This window comes from Roseomonas elaeocarpi (genome assembly GCF_042433915.1).
GTDB classification, from domain to species: domain Bacteria; phylum Pseudomonadota; class Alphaproteobacteria; order Acetobacterales; family Acetobacteraceae; genus Roseomonas; species Roseomonas elaeocarpi.
Genome location: NZ_JBHLUN010000005.1, coordinates 588343 through 607539 on the forward strand (window position 1 = coordinate 588343; position 19197 = coordinate 607539).

The window sequence follows — 19197 nt, forward strand, 5'->3', positions numbered from 1 at the left end:
CGGGGCGGGGCAGCGGCCGCCGCCTCAGCCGCGTCCGCCCGCCACAACCGGCGCGCGCGTGGCCATCGGAATCGGCATGGCGCGGTAGGCGCCCAGCCCGCGGCCGCGCTCGCCGCCCGCCTCGCCACCCTGCGCCTGCACCCGGGTGATCGTGGCCGGCGCGCCGGCATAGGTGCTGCCGGCGAAGGGCAACGAGCGCGACACCATCCCGCCTGCCGCCGTGGTGACCGGCGCGCGCCCCGCCCCGTTCCATCCCGGGTTCCAGCCCGGCGCCCCGGCCACGTCGCGCTGCCCCTCGGCCATGCGCGACGCCACCGCCGCGCGGTACATCGCGGCGCGTTCGGGCGTGTTGCTGTGGTAGTTCCCGGCCGACACCATCCAGTCGCCGCGCGTCGCCTGGAGGTTGCTGAGGAAGCGTGCGGCGTAGCGGGCATTGGTCAGCGGGTCGAAGGCTTCCTCCAGGCTGCCGAAGGCGTCGCGGTGGTGATGGAGGTTGATCTGCATGCAGCCCACGTCGATCAGCCGCATGCCCCCGGCCTGGAGCTGCCGCACCTCGGCAATCGCTTCCGCCTTGGAGGGGAAGAATTTGCCCTGGCCCTCGGCGTTGATGGTCCAGGGATAGGGGCCGAACTCGCCCGTCGCCGGGTCGCGCCGCCCGGATTCCACCCGCCCGATCGCCGCCAGGAGGCCGGTGGGCAGCCCGTATTCCCGCTCCGCCGTGGCGATGGCGGCCCGGCACAGCGTGGTGGCCGAGGGTGCGCCGGCGAATCCTGCCCCCTGCGCGCGCGACGCGGTGGAAAGCAGCAGAAGCAGCAGGATCGGAAGAAGGAGACGAATCATGCTGCCGGAGCAGCCAGCAGCGTGCCATTTCCGCCGGAAAATTCTGCCTAGCGAGATGCATTTGGTTGCTCTGCACAATCATGGAAGCAGCTTTGCCAAACGGTCATGCTGCACCGCGCAAAAACGCTTGCTTCCAATGCTCTGGGCGCTTAATTTCCGTCTTGCAGCAACACGGCATTGCCGGGTTGTCTGTCTTTCTTGGACGTTTCCTCCCTAAACTCGGCGGTGCTTCTTGCACCGCCTTTTTTTTGCCTGCGCGCTGGCGGGTTCCCGTTCGGAAGCTGGCATCCCAGCGCAACCGCCAGGATGACCGCCGAGCGGACGCGACGGAATGAAGTGGCTGGCGGCTATCACCGCCCATGACCGAGCGTGACCGTCCCGGCTACTGCTCGTGTCCGATCCGTTGCCGGCACGCCCACCACCTCAGGGCCGCAGGAAGCTCCAGTCCGTTTCCGCCAGGTGCCGCAATACCGCGGTGATCTCGTTGCGCACGGCGTGCATGCTGGGCAACGGCGCCACCCGGCGCTCATCCATGTAGAGCGCCCGGGAAATCTCGATCTGCAGCGCGTGCACCCCTTCGCGCGGGCGGCCGTAATGCCGGGTAACGTAGCCGCCCGCATAAGGGTCGTTGCGCCGCACCCGCCGCCCCAGCGCGATCAACGCTTCTTCCACGACCCGCGTGGCACGTGGGGCACAGGCGGTGCCATGGGCATCGCCCAGGATGAACTCCGCTCGCCCGGCCGCAGGGATGCCGGAGGGCATGGAGTGGCAGTCCACCAGCAGGCAGTAGCCGAATCGTGCCCGCGTTTCCGCGATCAGCTCCGTCAGCGCCCCGTGATAGGGGCGCCACAGCCGCTCGATCCGCTCGCTGGCCTCGGCGAAGCTCAGCCGGCGGTCGTAGACCGGCTCGCCCGTGCCGGTGATGCGCGCGATCGTGCCCAGCCCGGCGCCCACGCGCGGCGAGGCCGTGTTCACCCATTCGGGCAGGGGCCCGTCAAACATCGTGGGGTCGAGTTCCCACGCCTCGCGGTTGGCGTCGCAGTAGACGCGCGGAAAGGTGGCCGCGAGCAGCGGCGCGCCGAGGCCGGGCGCCTCGCCGAACAGCTCCTCCACGAAGCCATCCTCGGAGCGGCGCAGCGCGACCGCACTGAGGCGGCTGCTCAGCAGCAGGTCCGCCGGGTAGTTCCGACCGGAATGGGGGGAGGCGAAAACCAGCGGCATCGTTTGACGCACCGGCCGCGTGATCACGAACGGGGGGTCGGGCGGCCGGCCGTCTCTTTCTCTGGGCGACAGCTCCATCTGAACATCGTCATACAATGCCGATCCGCCAGCGTCACGCACCCGCGACAATGCTTCTGGCGGAACATCGCGGCTCGGTTGCAGGAGATGGTGAGCACGACCGACACCCAACAAGGACACCGCGGGCGTCTTGCGAAACCTCGCGGGGCGCGATACAGGGTCGCCACACCGCGAGCGGGCGCGTAGCTCAGCGGGAGAGCGTCCCCCTGACACGGGGAAGGTCACAGGTTCAATCCCTGTCGCGCCCACCATCCGGTTTCCCCGACTCCGCCACACACGATCACGGCCGCCGCGCCGATCCGCGGCCTGCCTTCGTCACGTGCGGAGGGCTGTTCCCCCCGTCGTGCCTGTGCCGCGGTCCGGACCGCTGCCTGGCACCTGTTGGTAGGCGCCGTCCCTCGGCTCCCTTTGCCGGCCGGACCGCCCGCGTTATCCTCGCATTCCTGGGCAGGTCGCACCGGCCCCCATGCCGTGTTCTCGTCTCCTGTCCGGAACCCCACCATGTCCAGCCTTTCCGACGGAGCGCTCCCGCCCACGGAGCTCGCGCCCTACGCCGCCTTTATCGCCCGCCACCTGCGCGTGCCCCTGCCGGCGGGCGGCGGGATGCCGGGCGGCGCGGTGTCGGAAACCGAGGCGCTGATCGACGGCGACCGCTGGTTCTGGGCCGACGACAACGCCAAGGTGCTGGAAATGTTCGCCCGCCCGGACCTGTGGCGGCAGTACCCGGCGGTGGTGCAGGAGTTGTTCGACTTCCTTCGCGCCTGCTGCGACGGCCCCTTCATCTACCGTCGGCTGGGCGTGCTGCGCCTCGATCTGCGCGACGGCGTGCTGACGCACAGCCTCCTGCGCGCCGTGCCCGACCTCGCGCGCGGCACCCTGACTTTGGGGATGCGCTTCCATGACGGGCGCGACGCCCGCAACCTGATCCTTACCGGCAACTACGTGCAGTTCACCCATGCCGGGATCCGCCACACCGTCGACGTGGAGGACGCCATCAGCGGCCACGAGATCCGCCACGAGGGCGAGCGCGTGGTGTATTCCCACTGGAGCGAGCTGTTCTTTCCCGGCGCCTGGGATGCGCCGGAGCGGCTGGGGCTGCTGCGCTACACCTATACCATCCACGGCCGCTCCAACGTCGTGGGCGTCGAGGTGTCGCTGGAGCTGGAACCGCGCCTGGCCGTGTCGGACGTCGTGCTGACGGTCGCGCAGGACGACGCCAGCCATGGCGACAACTACTGCGACTACGGCACGGTCTTCGTGCAGGCTGCCCCCGGCAGCGCGGGCGCGGAGGCAGGCGGCAACAACACCCGGTTCGACGCCGCCGGACCCGGCCACACCACCATTCCGGCCCGCAACAGCCGCTACGTCTGCGTGGCGCAGAACAAGAACATGGCGGGCTTCGCGCTGGCGGTGCACGTCCTGCCGCGCGACGGCATGGCGCCGCTGGACACCGTCGAGGCCACGGTGCGCGACGCCGGGCGGCTGCACTACGTCGTATCGCACTACCGCTTTCCCGGCCGACAGGCCGACACCACGCTGCGCGCGGCGGAAGACCGGATCATCGCGGCCGGCGGCTTCTACGACCAGGTGGATGGCAATGCCGCCGCGGCCGGCCACCTCGTCGCCGGGCTGCCGCATTCCGCCGCACCGCTCGATCTTTCGGTTTCCTACGACTACGGCGCCGAAATCCACGCGCTGGCCCGCTGCGTCCGGGTGCTGCGCGACGCGGAACTGCGGGCGCTGACGCCGGGCGTGGCCGAGTCGGCACGGGAGCTGCTCGACCGGCTGCTCGAAGCCTACCTCGCGCTGGTGGTGCCGGGGCAGCGCGCGGGGGGCCACACCGTCTTCTCGCGCCAGCTCGCCTTCGTGGTGCTGGGCCTCGTCGCCGTCGCGGAACTGCCGGATGGGGAGCGCTACCGCCCCATCCTGCGCGACATGGTGGACCTCCTGCTCACCTTCGAGCAGCGCTTCCCCGGCGACGACGGTTCGGAGCACGGCGCCTTCCTGATGGGCACCGCCGCCCGCGCCGCCCATGTGGACTGCCACAGCGCCGTGCTGGCCGCCCTGTGCCGCGCGGCCCCGCTGGTCGGCGAATCACGCGTGACGGAGGCGATCCGCCGCGCCGTGCGGGTCTACGGCACCACCGCCGCGCCGCCCGAAGGCCATCCCCATAACCCGGAGATCCTGGCGGTGCGCTGGCGCGACACCGACGGCCACCTGCGGGTGGAGCCGGCCTGGTGGAACTTCACGGTGGGGCTGACCCTGCGCGCCTTCGCCGCCCTGCGCGACTGCCCGCTGGACACTGTACGCGCAATCCGGGCGGAACACGCCGCACAGCTCGACCGGCTGGAAGTGCTGCTGCGGCGGCAGGTGGCGGCCTCGATCAAGCCGCGCGAGGATGCGCTGGAAATCCGCACCTCGATCCCCTCGGCGGAGGGGAATTCCGAGACCCAGCCCTGGGTGGCGCTCGGCCTGGCCGGCGACCCGGGCGGGTAAGGAAGTAAGATAGGGAGGCCGGGACGGACGCTGGGTGACCGCAGGTCGGTGCCCACCCTGACTTTGCCCCGCGACTTTGCCTAGGTGGCACTCGGGATGGCGGCCCAGGCTTCAGCTCGGTGGCGGGCCGGACGGCCGGCGAACCGGCTGCGGCGGGGCAGGTGCCCCGTCGCGAAAAATGGCGTCCGGACCGCGCGGCGGTCCAGACGAAGCGGAACTACTCAGGCGGCCTGGGCCAGCGCGGCCTCGCCGTCCAGCGTGGCGGCGGTGGCGTGCAGCACGGCGGCGATGCGCACCGCGGCCTGCACCTGCTCCTGCGTCATGCCGTGCTGGCGCACCACCTTCTCGTGGCTTTCCATGCACATGCCGCAGCCGTTCACGGCGGAGACCGCCAGCGACCAGAGCTCGAAGTCCATCTTGTCCACGCCCGGGCGGGCCATGACGTTCATGCGCAGCTTCGCCGGCATGGTCGGGTAGTCGCCCACCACCATGTGCGTGAAGCGATAGTAGATGTTGTTCATGCCCATGATCGAGGCCGCGGCCTTGGCGGCGGTCAGCGCCTCGGGCGACAGCTTGGGGCCGAACTCGGCCAGGATGTGCTGCGTCACAACGGCATTGCGGGCGGCAAGCGCGCTGGCCACGAAGGTGCCGGCCAGCTGCTGCTGGTTCAGCACGGTCTCGGCGGCCAGGGTGCCGAGGTTCAGCTTCAGGTCCTTGGCGTATTCGGGCAGCATGCTGCGCAGGGCGTCGAGCGACATCCTGTTGGTTCCTTGCTCTTGAGGGTTGAAGCGGTGGGCCGAGCCGGGCCGCGCGGGGGCCGGTTCGGCGCACCGTCCCGGCGACCGAACCGGTCGCCGGGTGGTAAGCACCGCCTGGATCAGGCGGCGGGCTTGAGAACCTCTTCGCCCTGCTTCCAGTTGCAGGGGCAGAGCTCGTCGGTCTGCAGCGCGTCGAGCACGCGCAGAACTTCCTGCGGGTTGCGGCCGACGTTGAGGTCGTTCACCGAGGCGAAGCGGATGATGTTGTCCGGGTCGACGATAAAGGTCGCGCGCAGCGCCACGCCGGCGTTCTTGTCCAGCACGCCGCACTCGGTCGCCAGCTCGCGCTTGATGTCGGCCAGCATCGCGAAGGGCAGGTCCTTCAGGTCAGCGTGGTGCATGCGCCAGTTCATGTGCACGAACTCGCTGTCGATCGACACGCCGTAGACCACCGCGTCACGGTCGCTGAACTCGGTGTTCAGCTTGCCGAAGGCCACGATCTCGGTCGGGCAGACGAAGGTGAAGTCCTTCGGCCAGAAGAACACGATCTTCCACTTGCCGGCCTCGTCGGCCTCGGAGATGTCGGTGAAGGCGGTGTTCATGTTCAGCCCCTCGGGGCCACCCTTCACCGCGGTCAGCTTGAAGGACGGGAACTTGTCTCCGACGGTAAGCATAGGCTGATCCTCTTCGTTCCGGGCATCGGTCGTGTTGCGCGGCGGACGGGTCGGGCCGTGGGGACGCTCGACTCGCCTCGTGCTGCGCCGCAGCGTATGACGCAGGTGCAGCAACACCGCCAATGAATAGTTTTCGACGGAATGATCGACTTCCTCGATGAAGCGCCCCTCGCGCCAGCGCGCCTGCGCGTGACGGCGATGCCGAGCCCGCAGCAGCTCCGCTACCTGGTGGCACTGGCCGAGCACGGCCATTTCGGCCGCGCCGCCACCCATTGCTCCGTCACGCAGTCCACCCTGTCCGCCGGCATCATCGCGCTGGAAAAACAGCTGGCCATCCCGCTGCTGGACCGGGGTGCCGCCAAGCGTCCGGTCTTCACCGCGGCGGGGCAGGAGGTCGTGGCCCGCGCGCGCGAGGCGCTGAACAGCCTGTCCGCCATCGCCGAGATCGCCGCGGCCGAGCAGGACCCGCTCAGTGGTCCGCTCCGCCTCGGCGTGATCCCGACGGTGGGGCCCTTCCTGCTGCCGCGGCTGATGCCGGTGCTGCGCGAAGCCTTTCCGCGCCTGCGGCTGTGGCTGCGGGAAGGCCTGACCCATTCGCTGACCGCCGACCTCGCGGCCGGGCGGCTCGACCTGCTGCTGCTGGCCTTGCCGGCGAGCCTGCCCGGCGCGGAAACCCTGGCGTTGGCCGAGGACCCCTTCCTGGCGGCCCTGCCGGTGGACCACCCCCTCGCGGAGGCCGGGGCGCTGAGCGCCGACAACCTCGCCGGCGAAAGGCTGCTGCTGCTGGAAGACGGGCACTGCCTGCGCGACCACGCCCTTTCGGCCTGCCGCCTGGGTGCTGACCGGGCGGCGGGGGTGTTTCCTGCCACCAGCCTTCACACGCTGGTGCAGATGGTGGCGAGCGGGCTGGGCGTGACGCTGCTGCCGCGCCTGGCGGTGGAGGGCGGTGTCCTGGCCGGTGCCGAGCTGCGCCTGCGCCCGCTGGCCGACGCGCCGGGCCGCACGCTGGGCCTGGCCTGGCGCGCCCGCTCCTCCCGCGCGCGGGAGTTCGCGGGACTCGCCGGGCCGATCCGGGCGGCGCTCGGCGCACCCGCAACCATCCCGGCCTGAGGGACGGCCGGCGCGAATCATTTTACTTAAGTGCAGTTTCCGGCAAACTCCCCGCTTCGGCCGCGTAACGGCCGACAGGAGAATAGTCCGGTGAGCGAAACGCGGCGGGAGGAGCTTGAGCCCGCGGACGAGGACACTGTGCTCGCGCCGCTGACCGAAGCGGAGGAAGGAAGGCCGCACGCCCATCGTCCGTCCTACAAGCCCGAGGAAGGTGCGCCGGACGCGGCCGGCGAGGTGAGCAGCGTGCTTCGCGCCGTGCTCTTCGCGGCGGTGGCACTGGCCGTGGTGGCGGCGCTGATCACCCTTTGGCGCCACTGATCGCCGGCTGAGGACGCGGCCGCGGCGCACCCAGGCGCGGCCGCAGTTCACGGACTGCCGCAGCGAAGGCCGATAACGCCTTGGCAAAGCGAGGCTGCGGGGGTTATCGGTGCCGCATGCGCCGACGTGACCTTTGCCTCGTCCTGGCGGCCAGCGCCGTGCCGCTGGCTGTTTCGGACCAGGCGCACAGCCAGCCACCGGTTCCCGCCTCCACCCGCGCCTCCGTCGATGCCCTGCTGCGGCTCACCGCCCGTCTGCGCCGGCTGGAGGAAGACGGGCTCGACCCCGCCTGGTACGCAATCCCCGCCGATGAGGCCGCCCCCGCCGACCCGCGCGGCTTCGCCAGCTCGGCCCTGCGCGCGGCCGGGGCGGCGCTGTCGGACCTGCTGCTCGGCCGCGTGCGGCAGCCCACGGACCGCCCCGACATCCTGCGCGATCCCGCCGCCGTGCCGATGCCGCGCTGGCAGCTCGACCTCCTCGGCGCAGCCGAGCCCGCCGCCGTGATCGACCGCGCCGCGCTGGTGCATCCCGAGGCGCTGGCGATCCGCACCGAGCTGGCGCGCGCCCGCGCGATCCTGGCCGCCGGCGGCTGGGGTCGCATCCCCGCAGGCCCGACGATCGAGCCTGGCAGCAGCGACCCCGACCGGGTTCCGGCGCTTCGGGCCCGGCTGCGGGTGACCGACCCGGCGCTGGCGGCGGCCGAGGATGGCGGCGCGCTCTACGACCCGCCGCTGGCCGAGGCGGTGCGCCGCTGGCAGGAGGAGAACGGCCTCGAGGCCGACGGCCGTGTGGGTGCCATCTCGCTGGCCCAGCTCAACCGCCCCGTGCTCGACCGGGTGAACCAGCTGCGCGTGGCGCTCGACATGCGCCGCGCCGCCGCGCGTCCGCCGGCCGGGCGCCGCATCGACGTCAACATTCCCGACTACCGCCTGCAGGTGATGGACGGCACCAAGCGCCTGTTGCGGATGAACGTGGTGGTGGGGCGGCCAAGCCGCGCCACGCCGCTGCTGCAGGTCCGCATGACCACGGTGCAGTTCAACCCGCCCTGGGGCGTGCCGGAGCGCAACGCGCGCGAGGACCTGCTGCCCAAGCTGCGCCGCGACGTGAAATCCGTGGTCGCGAAGGGCTTCCACTTCTACACGGTGGTGGGCGGCGAGCGCGTGGAGATCGACCCGGCCACCGTGGACTGGAACACGGTGCCCAAAGAGCGTTTCCCTTACCTCGTGCGCCAGGACGCGGGCGACGAGAGCGCGCTGGGACGGCTGAAGTTCATCATGCCCAACAACGACGACATCTACCTGCACGACACGCCCGACCGCGCCGCCTTCAACCGGCCCGACCGCGCCTTCTCGTCGGGCTGCATCAGATTGGAGCGACCCATGGAACTGCTGACGATCGCCATGGACGGGGTGCGGGGCTGGGACGATGCCCGTATCCGAAAAACCCTCGACGGCGGGCAGACGGTGAACGTGCCCGTGGCCCGGCCAATCCCGGTGCACCTCATCTACAGCACCGCGGTGGTGGAGGACGGGCACGTCCGGCTGCGGCCCGACATCTACGGCCTCGACGCCGCCTACGCCCGGGAGCTCGCCCGCCCGGCCGTCCCGCAGGTGGCCGCGCGATGAGCCGGAGCGCCACCCACCTGCCGCGCCTCGACTGCCCCTGCTGCGTCGACGCCGCCCGCCCGCCCGCCTTCCGCCGGCGCGAGGTCATCCGCGCCAGCCTCGCGGCGATCGCCTGCACCGCCGTGGTGCGGCCGGCGCTGGCGCAGAGCGGGCCGCCGCGCGTGCTGCGCATCCAGCGGGCCGACGCGCCGGAAAACAGCTTCGAGGGCACCTACTGGGAAAACGGCCGCTACCTGCGCCCGGCACTGGAACAGCTCGACTGGGTGTTGCGCGACCTGCCCACCGCCGAGGTGACGCCGATGGACCCGCGCCTCTTCGACGTGCTGCACGCCGTGGCGCAGCAGATGGACTCCTCCGAGACCTATCAGGTCATCAGCGGCTACCGCGCCCCGGAGCGCAACGCGGCGCTGGCGAAGCGGCTCGCCCGCGCTTCCACCGTGTCGCTGCACATGTCGGGCATGGCCGCCGACGTCCGCCTGCCGGACCGGGATTCCTACGGCATGGCCCGTCAGGCGGCGGAAATGCAGATGGGCGGGGTCGGCCTGTACCGGCACGACGGCTTCGTCCACCTCGACTGCGGCCAGCCCCGCCGCTGGTGAGGCACCGGGGCTGAAGGGAGGCCAGGCCGGAAGGTCTCATCCCGGCCTGGCCGCGTCGCGCGGGGCGTCCGCCCGCGCGACAGGGGGACGCGCCCGATCCTCAGCTGCGCGACAATTCCGCCGGCTGCGGGCGCAGGTGGACGGTCAGCTTCAGCACCTGCGGGCCGCGCGACACGCCGAGCTCGAGGTCCTTGCCCGGCGTTTGATCCGCCACCATCCGCGCCAGGCCGCGCGGATCGGTCACCGCCTGTCCGCCGATCGCGGTGATCACGTCGCCCGGGCGGACCCCTGCCTTCGCGGCCGGACCGTCGGCCGCGACCTGCGCCACCAGCGCGCCCTGGCGGTCGCTTTCTTCCAGCCCCGAGACCGAAACGCCGATCCAGCCGCGCTCCACGTGGCCATGCGCGCGCAGCTGATCCACGACGTGCGAGGCCACCTCGGCCGGCACCGCGAAGCCGATCCCGGCGCTGGCGCCGGAGGGCGACAGGATCGCGGTGTTCACGCCCACCACATGCCCGGACAGGTCGAACAGCGGTCCGCCGGAATTGCCGGGATTGATGGAGGCGTCGGTCTGCAGAAAGGAGTCGTAGGGGCCTTCGCCGATGTCGCGCCCCTTGGCCGAAATGATGCCCGAGGTCACGCTGGGGCCGAGGCCGAAGGGATTGCCCATCGCCAGCACCACGTCGCCCACGCGCGGCGCCTGCCCGTCGGCGAAGCTCACGGTGGGCAGCGGCTTGGTGCTGGCGACCTGCAGCAGCGCGAGGTCGCTGCGCTGGTCGGCGCCGATCACCCGGGCCGGCAGCTGCGTCCCGTCGGCCAGGCTGACGGTGATGCGCTGCGCCCGCCCGGCTACGTGGAAGTTGGTCACCACGAGGCCCGACGGGTCGATGATGAAGCCGGAGCCTTCGCCCATGGACACGTTGCCGCCGCGCTCGGCGCCGACCACGGCGATCTTCACCACCGCGGGCGAGACCTGCTGCACGAGGTCGGCGAAGCCTTCGGGGTGCGACAGCAGCGCGGCCGCGGGGGCCGCGGCCTGGGCGTGGGGCATCAGCGCCGGCAGCGTCGTGACGCCGCCGGCGGCGGTGCCGGCCAGCAGCACGGCGGCGAGGGTATTGCGAAGGCGAGGCGACATGGTGTGGTTTCTCCTCCGCCGGCGGGGGAGGGATGCCGGCTTTGTAACAGGGAGGATGAGACCGGCCGCATGAACGTTCGATCCCCGCCGCGCTTAATCCGTCTTCATCACGGATTACCAGGCTGACACATACTTTCCTGCGGAATGGCCCGCCGGGCCAGGGCACCCGCCACCCCGCGCGGAGGGCCCCCGCCGCGCGTCAGGCGTGACCCTGCGCTGATCCGGCTGCTCCCCGAAGCGTGAGAAAAGGGTTGGCGCGGACGAAAGCTGGGGCTAGGTTGCCCCCGCGGAACCTTGGACGGCTTCGGGCCGGTCCAGGCATCGTCGGTACACCGGGCAGGCCAGGCCTCCGGCACCGGCCCACCGCGTGGGATGAACCACCATCGCAAGTCCAGGCCCCGACGCGCCCCGCGCAGCGTCACCAAGGGGCCCGAGCATGAGAGTGCGAACACGACACCCATGAACATGAAGCGCATGCGCGGCCGCGGTGGCCACCGTCACAATGGTGGCGGGGGTCAGGGTGGCGGGGGCGGCAATTTCCGCTCCAACAACCAGCAGCCGATGAACCGCAACCACGTGTTCGACTCGTCCGGGCCGGATATGCGGATGCGGGGCACTGCCCAGCAGCTGTTCGAGAAGTACCTGCAGCTCGGCCGGGACGCGACCGGCTCGGGCGACCGGGTCATGGCCGAGAGCTACTTCCAGCACGCGGAGCATTATTTCCGCATCCTGAACGCCATGGCGCAGGCCCAGCAGAACCAGGGTCCCGCCAACCCGAACGGCCAGAACCACCAGGGGCAGGGGAACCGCCGCTGGCAGAACGGGCCGGACAACAACGACGGCCAGGCCCCGCAGGACAGCGAGGAAATCAACCTCAGCGTCCACGCGAACAACGGTCACTCCGGTAACGGCCATAACGGCAACGGGCAGTCCGGCGCCGACAGCGAGGACGCCTTCGACGGCGACCCCCGCCACTCGGTCCAGTAAGCCGGGAACCCGGTTCCGTCGGGCCGAGCCCGGCGGCAGCCCCGGAGAGCGCGGTGCTCCGGGGTGCGACGCCCCAGAAGGCGGTCAGGTGATAACCGCGACCTCCACGTCCCCGCGGCGACCCAGGACGTTCAGCGACACGGCCCCGTCAGCCCCGTGGCGGCGCAGCACGACGTCCACGCTGCTGTCGTTGAGGCGGAGGTTGTCGATCCGCAGCTCCTCAAGCCAGGACGGCAGGATGGGATGGACGAAGCGGATCACCCCGGCCTCTGGCCGGAACGAGATCCCCAGCATGGCGCCCAGCACCGCGAAGGCGCTCGCCGCCGCCCAGGCCTGCGGCAGGCAGGCAACGGGATAGGCCGTGGGTCCCTCGGCATCGGCGCGCGGGAAGCCGCAGTGCAGCTCCGGCAGGCGCTTCATGTCCACCGCCAGCGCGGTGTCGAAGAGGCCGCTGATCAGCTGCTCCAGCTGGCCGTGGAGGTTGTAGCGCTTCAGCCCCTGCGCGATCAGCCCGTTGTCGTGCGGCCAGACGCTGCCGTTGTGGTAGCTCATCGGATTGTAGCGCGCTTCGCCCTCGGCGATCGTGCGGATGCCCCAGCCCGTGAAGGAACTCGGGTCCAGCAGCGTCGCCGCCAGGATCGGCGCCTTGTCGGCCGGCACGAGGCCGGTCATCAGCGCGTGGCCGGCGTTGCTGTTGCGCACCCGGCAGGGCTGCCGGTCACCGTCGAGGGCGATGGCGTAGGTGCCCAGCTCCTCGCACCAGAAATGCCGGTCCACGGCGTCGCGGACCCGGTCGGCACGCTCCAGCCAGCCGGCCGCATCCTCGTGCAGGCCGAGCGCCGTCGCCATCCGCGCGGCGCCGCGCCAGGCGGCCTCGGCATAGGCCTGAACCTCGATCAGGGCGATCGGCGCCTCGGCCATGCGGCCATCGGCGTGGAAGACGCTGTCGAAACTGTCCTTCCAGCCCTGGTTGATCAGCCCGTTGACCGACTTGCGGTCGTATTTCAGCAACCCGTCGCCGTCCGGGTCGCCGTAGTGGATCATCCAGCCCAGCGCCTTCTCCACCGCGGGCCAGACCGAGCGGATCAGCGCCCAGTCGCCGGTGCGCTCGGCATAGGCCGCCGCCAGCACCACGAAGAGCGGCGTGGAATCGACCGAACCGTAATAGTGACCGAAGGGAACCTCGCCCAGCGCCGCCATCTCGCCTCGGCGCATCTCATGGAGGATCTTGCCCGGCTCGGCATCGCGCTTGGGGTCCAGCTCGGTGGCCTGCTGCGCGGCCAGGAAGCCCAGCGTCCCGCGTGCGAGCTCCGGGTCGGCCCAGAGGCACTGCAGTGCCGAGATGATGCTGTCCCGCCCGAAGGGGCAGGAGAACCACGGGATGCCGGCATAGGGGAAGGGACCCTGCGGCGTGGTGGTGGTCAGCATCGCCAAGTCCGCCTGGGAGCGGTGGATCCAGTCGTTGAAGGCGGCGTTGGAGGTGTGCACCAGCGCGTGCTCATCCAGGCGGCGCATCGACCAGCGGCGCAGGTCGCGCAGGAGGTCATCGAACCCCGGCGCTTCGGCGGGCAGGCCGTCATCCGCGTGGCAGCGCACGGTGATTTCCAGCGTCTGGGAGCCGCCGGCCGGCAGGTCGAGCATCCAGGCGGTTTCCCGCCCCTGGCGCCGATCCGGGGGCGCGGAAAACTCCAGCAGCGTGGTGCGAACCAGGCCGTCGAGGCCGGTGTAGCGCAGGCGCAACCCCGCCGGCAGTTCCACCGGGTTGTCGCGGGTGCCGCGGCCGTTGCCGCGCTTCATGCCGCGCACCTCGAAGATGTCGGCGAAGTCGGCGGCGTGGGTCAGCGAAAGCTCGAGGTGCAGCGGCTGGTCGCCAAAGTTCTCGAGCCGGATGCGTTCCTGCAGCACGGCCGGGCCCAGCACCATCTGACGGATGATGTGAACGGTGTCGCGCTTGAGCGTGCCGCCGCCGGGCAGGAACAGGTCGGGGTTGGTCATGTTGACCGAGAGCAGCGCGTTATCCTGGCTGACGGCGGAGCTCAGCAGCAGCGGCCGCATCCCGGCGAGGCGCAGCGACATGCGCGACAGGTAGCGGGTGTCGTTGTGGAACAGGCCCTCGGCCGTGTTTCCCAGCGCCTGAGCGTCGCCGTAATTGTCCAGCACCAGGAAGGTGTCGCCGCATTTCAGGGTGCGGGGGCGGTAGAGCGCCAGGGCCGTGGCCGCCGTTGCGGCGATCGTCCACTCCTCCTCGGCCGGGCTCGCGACGGGGTTGGCCGCGGGGGCAGGGGAGGCGTCGTTCATTCGGGACTCTGTTTTCCGGATGGCGATAGCGGGCAGTTAGAGCCAGTGGGACCGGCTGCAACCCCGGCCGGCCCCACTGTTTCCATGGCGTATCGTTAAACCGCGGCGCTGGACACGGCGCGCAGCACCGCCGGGCGCTGCTGCGCGATCATGCCGTGGTAGAGGGCCAGGTGATCCTCGGCCATGCGGCGGGCGGTGAAACGCTCCTCGAAGCAGGCACGCACGCCGGCGCGCGGCAGTTCCGCGAGGCGCTTCACCGCGGCCGCGGCGTTGATCTCGTCGTGCACGATGAAGCCGGAGCGGCCTGGGTCGACCACCTCGGGCACGGAGCCGTGGCCGAAGGCGATCACCGGCGTGCCGCAGGCCATCGCCTCGATCATCACCAGGCCGAAGGGCTCGGGCCAGCAGATCGGCGTCAGCAGCGCGCGCGCGTTGCCGAGGAAGCCCGCCTTCTCCTGCTCGTTGATCTCGCCGATGAACTCCACGCCCTCACCGTTCAGCATGGGGCGGACGACCTCGTTGAAATAGTCACGGTCGGCATTGTCCACCTTGGCCGCGATCTTCAGCGGGATGCCGGCCTCGCGCGCGATGCGGATCGCGGCATCGGGGCCCTTTTCCGGCGAGATCCGGCCCAGGAAGGCGAGGTAGCCATCTTCCTTGGCCGAGAAGGGCAGCAGGTCGGCCGGCAGGCCGTGATAGATCGTGCCCGCCCAGTTCACGTTCTGCAGCGGTGCCCGCTGCGAGTTCGAGATCGAGATGTAGGGCGCCCTCGGGAAGGCGTTCATCAGCGGCTGCAGCTCGGGCAGGTCGAGGCGGCCGTGGAAGGTGGTCACGAAGGGCGTGGCGCGATCGCGCATCACCGGCAGCTGGTAATGGTCGATGTGGAAGTGGACGATGTCGAACTCGTCCAGGTGGTCCATCACCTTCGACATCATCAGGATGTGCGGCGAGGTGGTGTCGCGCACCGTCGGGTCGAGGCGCAGCGCCTTGGGCACGATGCCTTCGAGCCGGGCACTGGTCACGCTGTCGCCCGAGGCGAAGAGCGTCACCTCATGACCCATCGCGACGAGTTCTTCGGTCAGGTAGGACACGATACGCTCGGTTCCGCCATAAAGCTTGGGCGGAACGGCCTCCGCCAGCGGGGCCACTTGAGCGATGCGCATTCTCAGGTCTCTCCAACAGGCCGGAACACCCTGTGCGTCCCCGGCCGGCCCCGGGAAACGTCAGGCGGCACGCCATGGCCACCTGCCTCGACGCGCCCTGCTTCCGGTAGCGAGCAGGTGCAGCATCGGTTGCACAGCGTATCGAGTAGGGGTGGCTTTGGCCCTAATTATGGCACCTCTGCCACACGGGCACCAAAGAGGCCGCTCCACCCCCGCAGCGCCCGCCGGCCGCTGCGTCAGACCGGCTCCAGCGCGTCGCCCACGGCGATGCGGCCGCCCTCCACGACGGCGGCGTAGACGCCCAGGTCGGCATGGCCGAAATGCTGCCGCAGCAGCTTCGGCACGTCGCAGTCGCGCTGTCCGGTCTCCAGGTCCACCTGGGTCGCCGGGCAGCGGACGATGCGCTTGAAGACCGACAGCCGCGTGCCGCCCAGCAGCACTTCCTGTCCCACCCAGTCGAACTCCGCCCAGGCAGGCAGGCCGGAGAAGTAGATGTTGGCCCGGAAGCGCAGCGGGTCGAGGCGGCGCCCGATCGCGGCTTCCAGCGCCTGGAGGCTTGCCAGGTTGATCAGCGACACGGCCTTGCGGCGGTGGTCCGTGAAGGCGTGGCCCGGCGCTTCCAGGAAGCGGGGCTCGCCCCGCGCCGCCGTGCCCAGGAAGCGCGTCAGGAAGTCGGCGATGGCGGCGCGGCCGGCGGCGGTGCGGGTGCTGGCGGTCAGGCTTTCCCCGCCCGGTGCCCGCAGCGACAGCGTGCCGTCATGCGCGTCGAAGGCCGAGCGCAGCAGGGCGATGCGGGCGTTGGACATCAGGCAGGCGAAGTTCTGCTTCGGCAGGAAGGTGGGGTGCGCCGGATCGAAGGGGGCATCTCCCTGAGCCAGGGCGAAGCGCCGGTCGTGGGGGATGGTCTCGCCCTCGGTGAGGTAGACCTCCTCGAGGCTCTCGGCGCTCAGCCCCTTCACGGGATAGCGATAAAGATGCTCGACCAGCACGGGGCCGTCTCCCTTGAAGCGCAGGACGTTGAATTACCACATCCCATCCGACAGCGGGGCAGGGCGTTGCCTGATCAGGGACGCCCCGCCCCGGTTGCCTCGGAGAGGGACCATACATGAATCTTGAGAAGCTTACCGAACGTGCGCGCGGCTTCCTGCAGGCCGCCCAGACGATCGCGATCCGCGAGTTCCACCAGCAGCTGACACCGCAGCACCTGCTCAAGGCGCTGCTCGACGACGAGGAAGGTGCCGCGGCCGGGCTGATTCGTGCTGCCGGCGGCGACCCCGCCGCCGCCAAGCGCGAGGTGGACGCCGAGATCGGCCGCATTCCCGTGGTGTCCGGCGGCGGCGCCGGAACGCCGCAGCTGACGCCCGAGCTGGTGCGCCTGCTCGACGCGGCGGAGCGTGCCGCGACCCAGGCCGGCGACAGCTTCGTGGCGCAGGACCGGGTGCTGGTGTCGCTGGCCGCCAGCGACACCCCGGCCGGGCGCGCGCTGCAGCGCGCCGGTGCCACGGCGCCGAAGCTGGAGGCCGCGGTGGCGCAGCTGCGCAAGGGCCGCACCGTGGACAGCCCGAATGCCGAGCAGAACTTCGACGCCCTGAAGAAGTACGCCCGCGACCTGACCGAAGCCGCACGCGGCGGCAAGCTCGACCCGGTGATCGGGCGCGACGAGGAAATCCGCCGCTCGATCCAGGTGCTGGCGCGCCGCACCAAGAACAACCCGGTGCTGATCGGCGAGCCCGGCGTGGGCAAGACCGCGATCGTGGAAGGGCTGGCGCTGCGCATCGTCAACGGCGACGTGCCCGAGGCCCTGCGCAACAAGCGGGTGCTGGCGCTTGACCTCGGCGCGCTGGTGGCGGGCGCCAAGTACCGCGGCGAGTTCGAGGAGCGGCTGAAGGCCGTTCTCACCGAGATCGAGGGCGCGGCCGGCGAGGTCGTGCTCTTTATCGACGAGATGCACACGCTGATGGGGGCGGGCAAGGCGGACGGCGCGATGGACGCGGCCAACCTGCTCAAGCCCGCGCTGGCCCGCGGCGAGCTGCGCTGCATCGGCGCCACCACGTTGGACGAGTACCGCAAGCACGTGGAAAAGGACGCGGCGCTGGCCCGTCGCTTCCAGCCCGTCTTCGTGGGCGAGCCGACGGTGGAGGACACCATCTCCATCCTGCGCGGCATCCGCGAGAAGTACGAGCTGCACCACGGCGTCCGCATCGCCGACAGCGCCCTGGTGGCGGCGGCGACGCTGAGCAACCGCTACATCACCGACCGGTTCCTGCCCGACAAGGCGATCGACTTGGTGGATGAGTCCGCCTCGCGCCTGCGGATGCAGGTGGACAGCAAGCCCGAGGAGCTGGACGAGCTCGACCGCCGACTGATGCAGATGCGCATCGAGCGTGAGGCCCTGCGCCGCGAGACCGATGCCGCGTCGCGCGATCGGCTGGAGCGTCGCGAGCGCGAGATCGCGGAGCTGGAGGAGCGTTCAGCCACCCTGACCCAGCGCTGGCAGGCGGAAAAGGACAAGCTGACCTCGGCCCAGAAGGCCAAGGAGGAGCTGGACCGCGCCCGCACCGAGGTGGAGCTCGCGCAGCGCCGCGGCGACTACGCCAAGGCAGGCGAGCTGATGTACGGCGTCATCCCCAAGCTGGAAGCGCAGATCAACGAGGCCGCGTCCGAGGGCAACCTCGTGAACGAGGCGGTGACCGAGGACAGTATCGCCCAGGTGGTGAGCCGCTGGACCGGCATTCCGGTGGACCGGATGCTGGAAGGTGAGCGCGCCAAGCTGCTGCGGATGGAGGACGCCCTGCGCAAGCGGGTGGTCGGCCAGGAGGAAGCGCTGGAAGCGGTGTCCAAGGCGGTCCGGCGCGCCCGGGCCGGGCTGCAGGACCCGAACCGGCCGATCGGTTCCTTCCTGTTCCTGGGCCCGACCGGCGTGGGCAAGACCGAGCTGACCAAGGCGCTGGCGAGCTTCCTGTTCGACGACGACAAGGCGCTGCTGCGGATCGACATGTCCGAGTACATGGAGAAGCACTCCGTGGCCCGGCTGGTCGGCGCGCCTCCAGGCTATGTCGGCTACGAGGAAGGCGGCTCCCTGACCGAGGCGGTGCGGCGGCGCCCTTACCAGGTGATCCTGTTCGACGAGGTGGAGAAGGCGCACGACGACGTCTTCAACATCCTGCTGCAGGTGCTGGACGATGGCCGGCTGACGGACGGGCAGGGGCGGACGGTGGACTTCCGCAACACCTTGATCGTGCTGACCAGCAACCTCGGCTCCGAGATCCTGGCCAGCCAGCCGGACGACGAGGACGTGGATCTGGTGCGCGGGCAGGTGATGAACGTGGTGCGCACCCGCTTCCGGCCGGAGTTCCTGAACCGGCTGGACGAGGTCGTGCTGTTCCGCCGCCTGGCGCGCCACGACATGGCCTCGATCGTGGACATCCAGCTGGGCCGGCTGCGTTCGCTGCTGGCGGACCGCAAGATCACCCTGCATCTGGACGACAAGGCGCAGGCTTGGCTGGCGGAGGCAGGCTACGACCCGGTCTACGGCGCGCGGCCGTTGCGGCGGGTTATCCAGCGGAGCCTGCAGGACCGGCTGGCCGGCATGCTGCTGGAAGGCACGATCCACGACGGCTCGGTGGTCGAGGTCACCGCGGACGCTGATGGGCTGGAAATCAGCAATCACGACCGTCCGGAGGCCGTGGCTGCCTGAGGTGCCGGTTGCCGGCGGGTGATGAACCCGCCGGCATCGGACTGATCATTTCGTCTGAGGAAAGTGCGACAAGGGTGTTTACAGGTGGGGCTATGGGGCCTATATCGCCGCTCACACCGGGACGGAGCGCTGGTGAGGGTTTCTGGCCTGACTTGCTGAGGCGGGTTGGGCTGAGGAGCTGGAGGCGCTGGTTTGGGT

Annotated in this window: 15 protein-coding genes and 1 tRNA gene; 8 read left to right on the forward strand and 8 right to left on the reverse strand. The window is 70.6% G+C overall.

Annotated features, from left to right (window positions below):
- Positions 1 to 24: 24 nt before the first annotated feature.
- Both ACFFGY_RS08410 and ACFFGY_RS08415 read right to left on the reverse strand, forming a co-directional pair.
- Positions 25 to 840 (reverse strand): transglycosylase SLT domain-containing protein, encoded by an 816-nt coding sequence (locus tag ACFFGY_RS08410; RefSeq protein WP_377044011.1) that lies wholly within the window; start codon positions 838 to 840, stop codon positions 25 to 27.
- A 423-nt stretch (positions 841 to 1263) separates the two neighbouring features.
- Entirely contained in the window at positions 1264 to 2139 is an 876-nt protein-coding gene (locus tag ACFFGY_RS08415; protein ID WP_377044038.1) for an N-formylglutamate amidohydrolase, read from the reverse strand.
- Positions 2140 to 2315: 176 nt separating this feature from the next.
- On the opposite strand from ACFFGY_RS08415, the gene ACFFGY_RS08420 reads away from it, so the two are divergent.
- Positions 2316 to 2390, forward strand: a tRNA-Val gene (locus tag ACFFGY_RS08420).
- A gap of 250 nt (positions 2391 to 2640) precedes the next feature.
- The gene (locus ACFFGY_RS08425; protein ID WP_377044012.1) at positions 2641 to 4635 is read left to right on the forward strand and encodes a hypothetical protein; all 1995 of its coding nucleotides are present in this window, start codon (positions 2641 to 2643) and stop codon (positions 4633 to 4635) included.
- 221 nt (positions 4636 to 4856) lie between these two features.
- Here the strand turns inward: ACFFGY_RS08425 and ACFFGY_RS08430 are convergent, their stop codons facing one another.
- Positions 4857 to 5393, reverse strand: a complete 537-nt coding sequence (locus ACFFGY_RS08430; protein ID WP_377044013.1) for a carboxymuconolactone decarboxylase family protein — start codon at positions 5391 to 5393, stop codon at positions 4857 to 4859.
- A 119-nt stretch (positions 5394 to 5512) separates the two neighbouring features.
- A complete protein-coding gene (locus tag ACFFGY_RS08435; RefSeq protein WP_377044014.1) occupies positions 5513 to 6067 on the reverse strand; it encodes a peroxiredoxin in 555 nt (184 codons plus the stop codon).
- Positions 6068 to 6256: 189 nt separating this feature from the next.
- On the opposite strand from ACFFGY_RS08435, the gene ACFFGY_RS08440 reads away from it, so the two are divergent.
- From ACFFGY_RS08440 to ACFFGY_RS08455, 4 genes are all read left to right on the forward strand, one after another.
- On the forward strand, positions 6257 to 7177 hold the full coding sequence (locus ACFFGY_RS08440) for a hydrogen peroxide-inducible genes activator (RefSeq protein ID WP_377044039.1): 921 nt from the start codon (positions 6257 to 6259) through the stop codon (positions 7175 to 7177).
- A gap of 90 nt (positions 7178 to 7267) precedes the next feature.
- Positions 7268 to 7495 carry a hypothetical protein gene (locus tag ACFFGY_RS08445; RefSeq protein ID WP_377044015.1) on the forward strand — a complete coding sequence of 76 codons (228 nt, stop codon included), beginning with the start codon at positions 7268 to 7270 and terminating at the stop codon, positions 7493 to 7495.
- 116 nt (positions 7496 to 7611) lie between these two features.
- The gene (locus tag ACFFGY_RS08450) at positions 7612 to 9120 is read left to right on the forward strand and encodes a L,D-transpeptidase family protein (protein ID WP_377044016.1); all 1509 of its coding nucleotides are present in this window, start codon (positions 7612 to 7614) and stop codon (positions 9118 to 9120) included.
- Positions 9117 to 9719, forward strand: coding sequence for a YcbK family protein (locus ACFFGY_RS08455; protein ID WP_377044017.1), 603 nt, complete (start codon positions 9117 to 9119; stop codon positions 9717 to 9719). The genes ACFFGY_RS08450 and ACFFGY_RS08455 overlap by 4 nt, the downstream gene beginning before the upstream one ends.
- 100 nt (positions 9720 to 9819) lie before the next feature.
- On the opposite strand, the gene ACFFGY_RS08460 is transcribed toward ACFFGY_RS08455, so the two are convergent.
- Complete coding sequence (locus ACFFGY_RS08460) at positions 9820 to 10854, reverse strand: S1C family serine protease (RefSeq protein ID WP_377044018.1); 1035 nt, start codon at positions 10852 to 10854, stop codon at positions 9820 to 9822.
- A 459-nt stretch (positions 10855 to 11313) separates the two neighbouring features.
- On the opposite strand from ACFFGY_RS08460, the gene ACFFGY_RS08465 reads away from it, so the two are divergent.
- A complete protein-coding gene (locus ACFFGY_RS08465; RefSeq protein WP_377044019.1) occupies positions 11314 to 11841 on the forward strand; it encodes a DUF4167 domain-containing protein in 528 nt (175 codons plus the stop codon).
- An 84-nt stretch (positions 11842 to 11925) separates the two neighbouring features.
- Here the strand turns inward: ACFFGY_RS08465 and ACFFGY_RS08470 are convergent, their stop codons facing one another.
- The 3 genes from ACFFGY_RS08470 to ACFFGY_RS08480 all read right to left on the reverse strand — a co-directional run bounded on the left by ACFFGY_RS08470 (position 11926) and on the right by ACFFGY_RS08480 (position 16291).
- Positions 11926 to 14139, reverse strand: a complete 2214-nt coding sequence (locus tag ACFFGY_RS08470; RefSeq protein ID WP_377044020.1) for an amylo-alpha-1,6-glucosidase — start codon at positions 14137 to 14139, stop codon at positions 11926 to 11928.
- Positions 14140 to 14234: 95 nt separating this feature from the next.
- Entirely contained in the window at positions 14235 to 15302 is a 1068-nt protein-coding gene (locus ACFFGY_RS08475) for a glycosyltransferase family 4 protein (RefSeq protein ID WP_377044021.1), read from the reverse strand.
- A gap of 236 nt (positions 15303 to 15538) precedes the next feature.
- Positions 15539 to 16291, reverse strand: a complete 753-nt coding sequence (locus tag ACFFGY_RS08480; RefSeq protein WP_377044022.1) for an MOSC domain-containing protein — start codon at positions 16289 to 16291, stop codon at positions 15539 to 15541.
- 116 nt (positions 16292 to 16407) lie between these two features.
- Here ACFFGY_RS08480 and clpB point away from each other — a divergent pair, with 116 nt between their 5' ends.
- A complete protein-coding gene (gene clpB, locus ACFFGY_RS08485) occupies positions 16408 to 18999 on the forward strand; it encodes an ATP-dependent chaperone ClpB (protein ID WP_377044023.1) in 2592 nt (863 codons plus the stop codon).
- Positions 19000 to 19197 lie beyond the last annotated feature (198 nt).

Excerpts from the sequence above, each read along its gene's own strand:
- ACFFGY_RS08410 (WP_377044011.1), bottom strand. The coding sequence starts at position 840 with ATGATTCGTCTCCTTCTTCCGATCCTGCTGCTTCTGCTGCTTTCCACC.
- ACFFGY_RS08415 (WP_377044038.1), bottom strand. The coding sequence starts at position 2,139 with ATGGAGCTGTCGCCCAGAGAAAGAGACGGCCGGCCGCCCGACCCCCCG.
- ACFFGY_RS08425 (WP_377044012.1), top strand. The coding sequence starts at position 2,641 with ATGTCCAGCCTTTCCGACGGAGCGCTCCCGCCCACGGAGCTCGCGCCC.
- ACFFGY_RS08430 (WP_377044013.1), bottom strand. The coding sequence starts at position 5,393 with ATGTCGCTCGACGCCCTGCGCAGCATGCTGCCCGAATACGCCAAGGAC.
- ACFFGY_RS08435 (WP_377044014.1), bottom strand. The coding sequence starts at position 6,067 with ATGCTTACCGTCGGAGACAAGTTCCCGTCCTTCAAGCTGACCGCGGTG.
- ACFFGY_RS08450 (WP_377044016.1), top strand. The coding sequence starts at position 7,612 with ATGCGCCGACGTGACCTTTGCCTCGTCCTGGCGGCCAGCGCCGTGCCG.
- ACFFGY_RS08455 (WP_377044017.1), top strand. The coding sequence starts at position 9,117 with ATGAGCCGGAGCGCCACCCACCTGCCGCGCCTCGACTGCCCCTGCTGC.
- ACFFGY_RS08460 (WP_377044018.1), bottom strand. The coding sequence starts at position 10,854 with ATGTCGCCTCGCCTTCGCAATACCCTCGCCGCCGTGCTGCTGGCCGGC.
- ACFFGY_RS08465 (WP_377044019.1), top strand. The coding sequence starts at position 11,314 with ATGAACATGAAGCGCATGCGCGGCCGCGGTGGCCACCGTCACAATGGT.
- ACFFGY_RS08470 (WP_377044020.1), bottom strand. The coding sequence starts at position 14,139 with ATGAACGACGCCTCCCCTGCCCCCGCGGCCAACCCCGTCGCGAGCCCG.
- ACFFGY_RS08475 (WP_377044021.1), bottom strand. The coding sequence starts at position 15,302 with ATGCGCATCGCTCAAGTGGCCCCGCTGGCGGAGGCCGTTCCGCCCAAG.
- clpB (WP_377044023.1), top strand. The coding sequence starts at position 16,408 with ATGAATCTTGAGAAGCTTACCGAACGTGCGCGCGGCTTCCTGCAGGCC.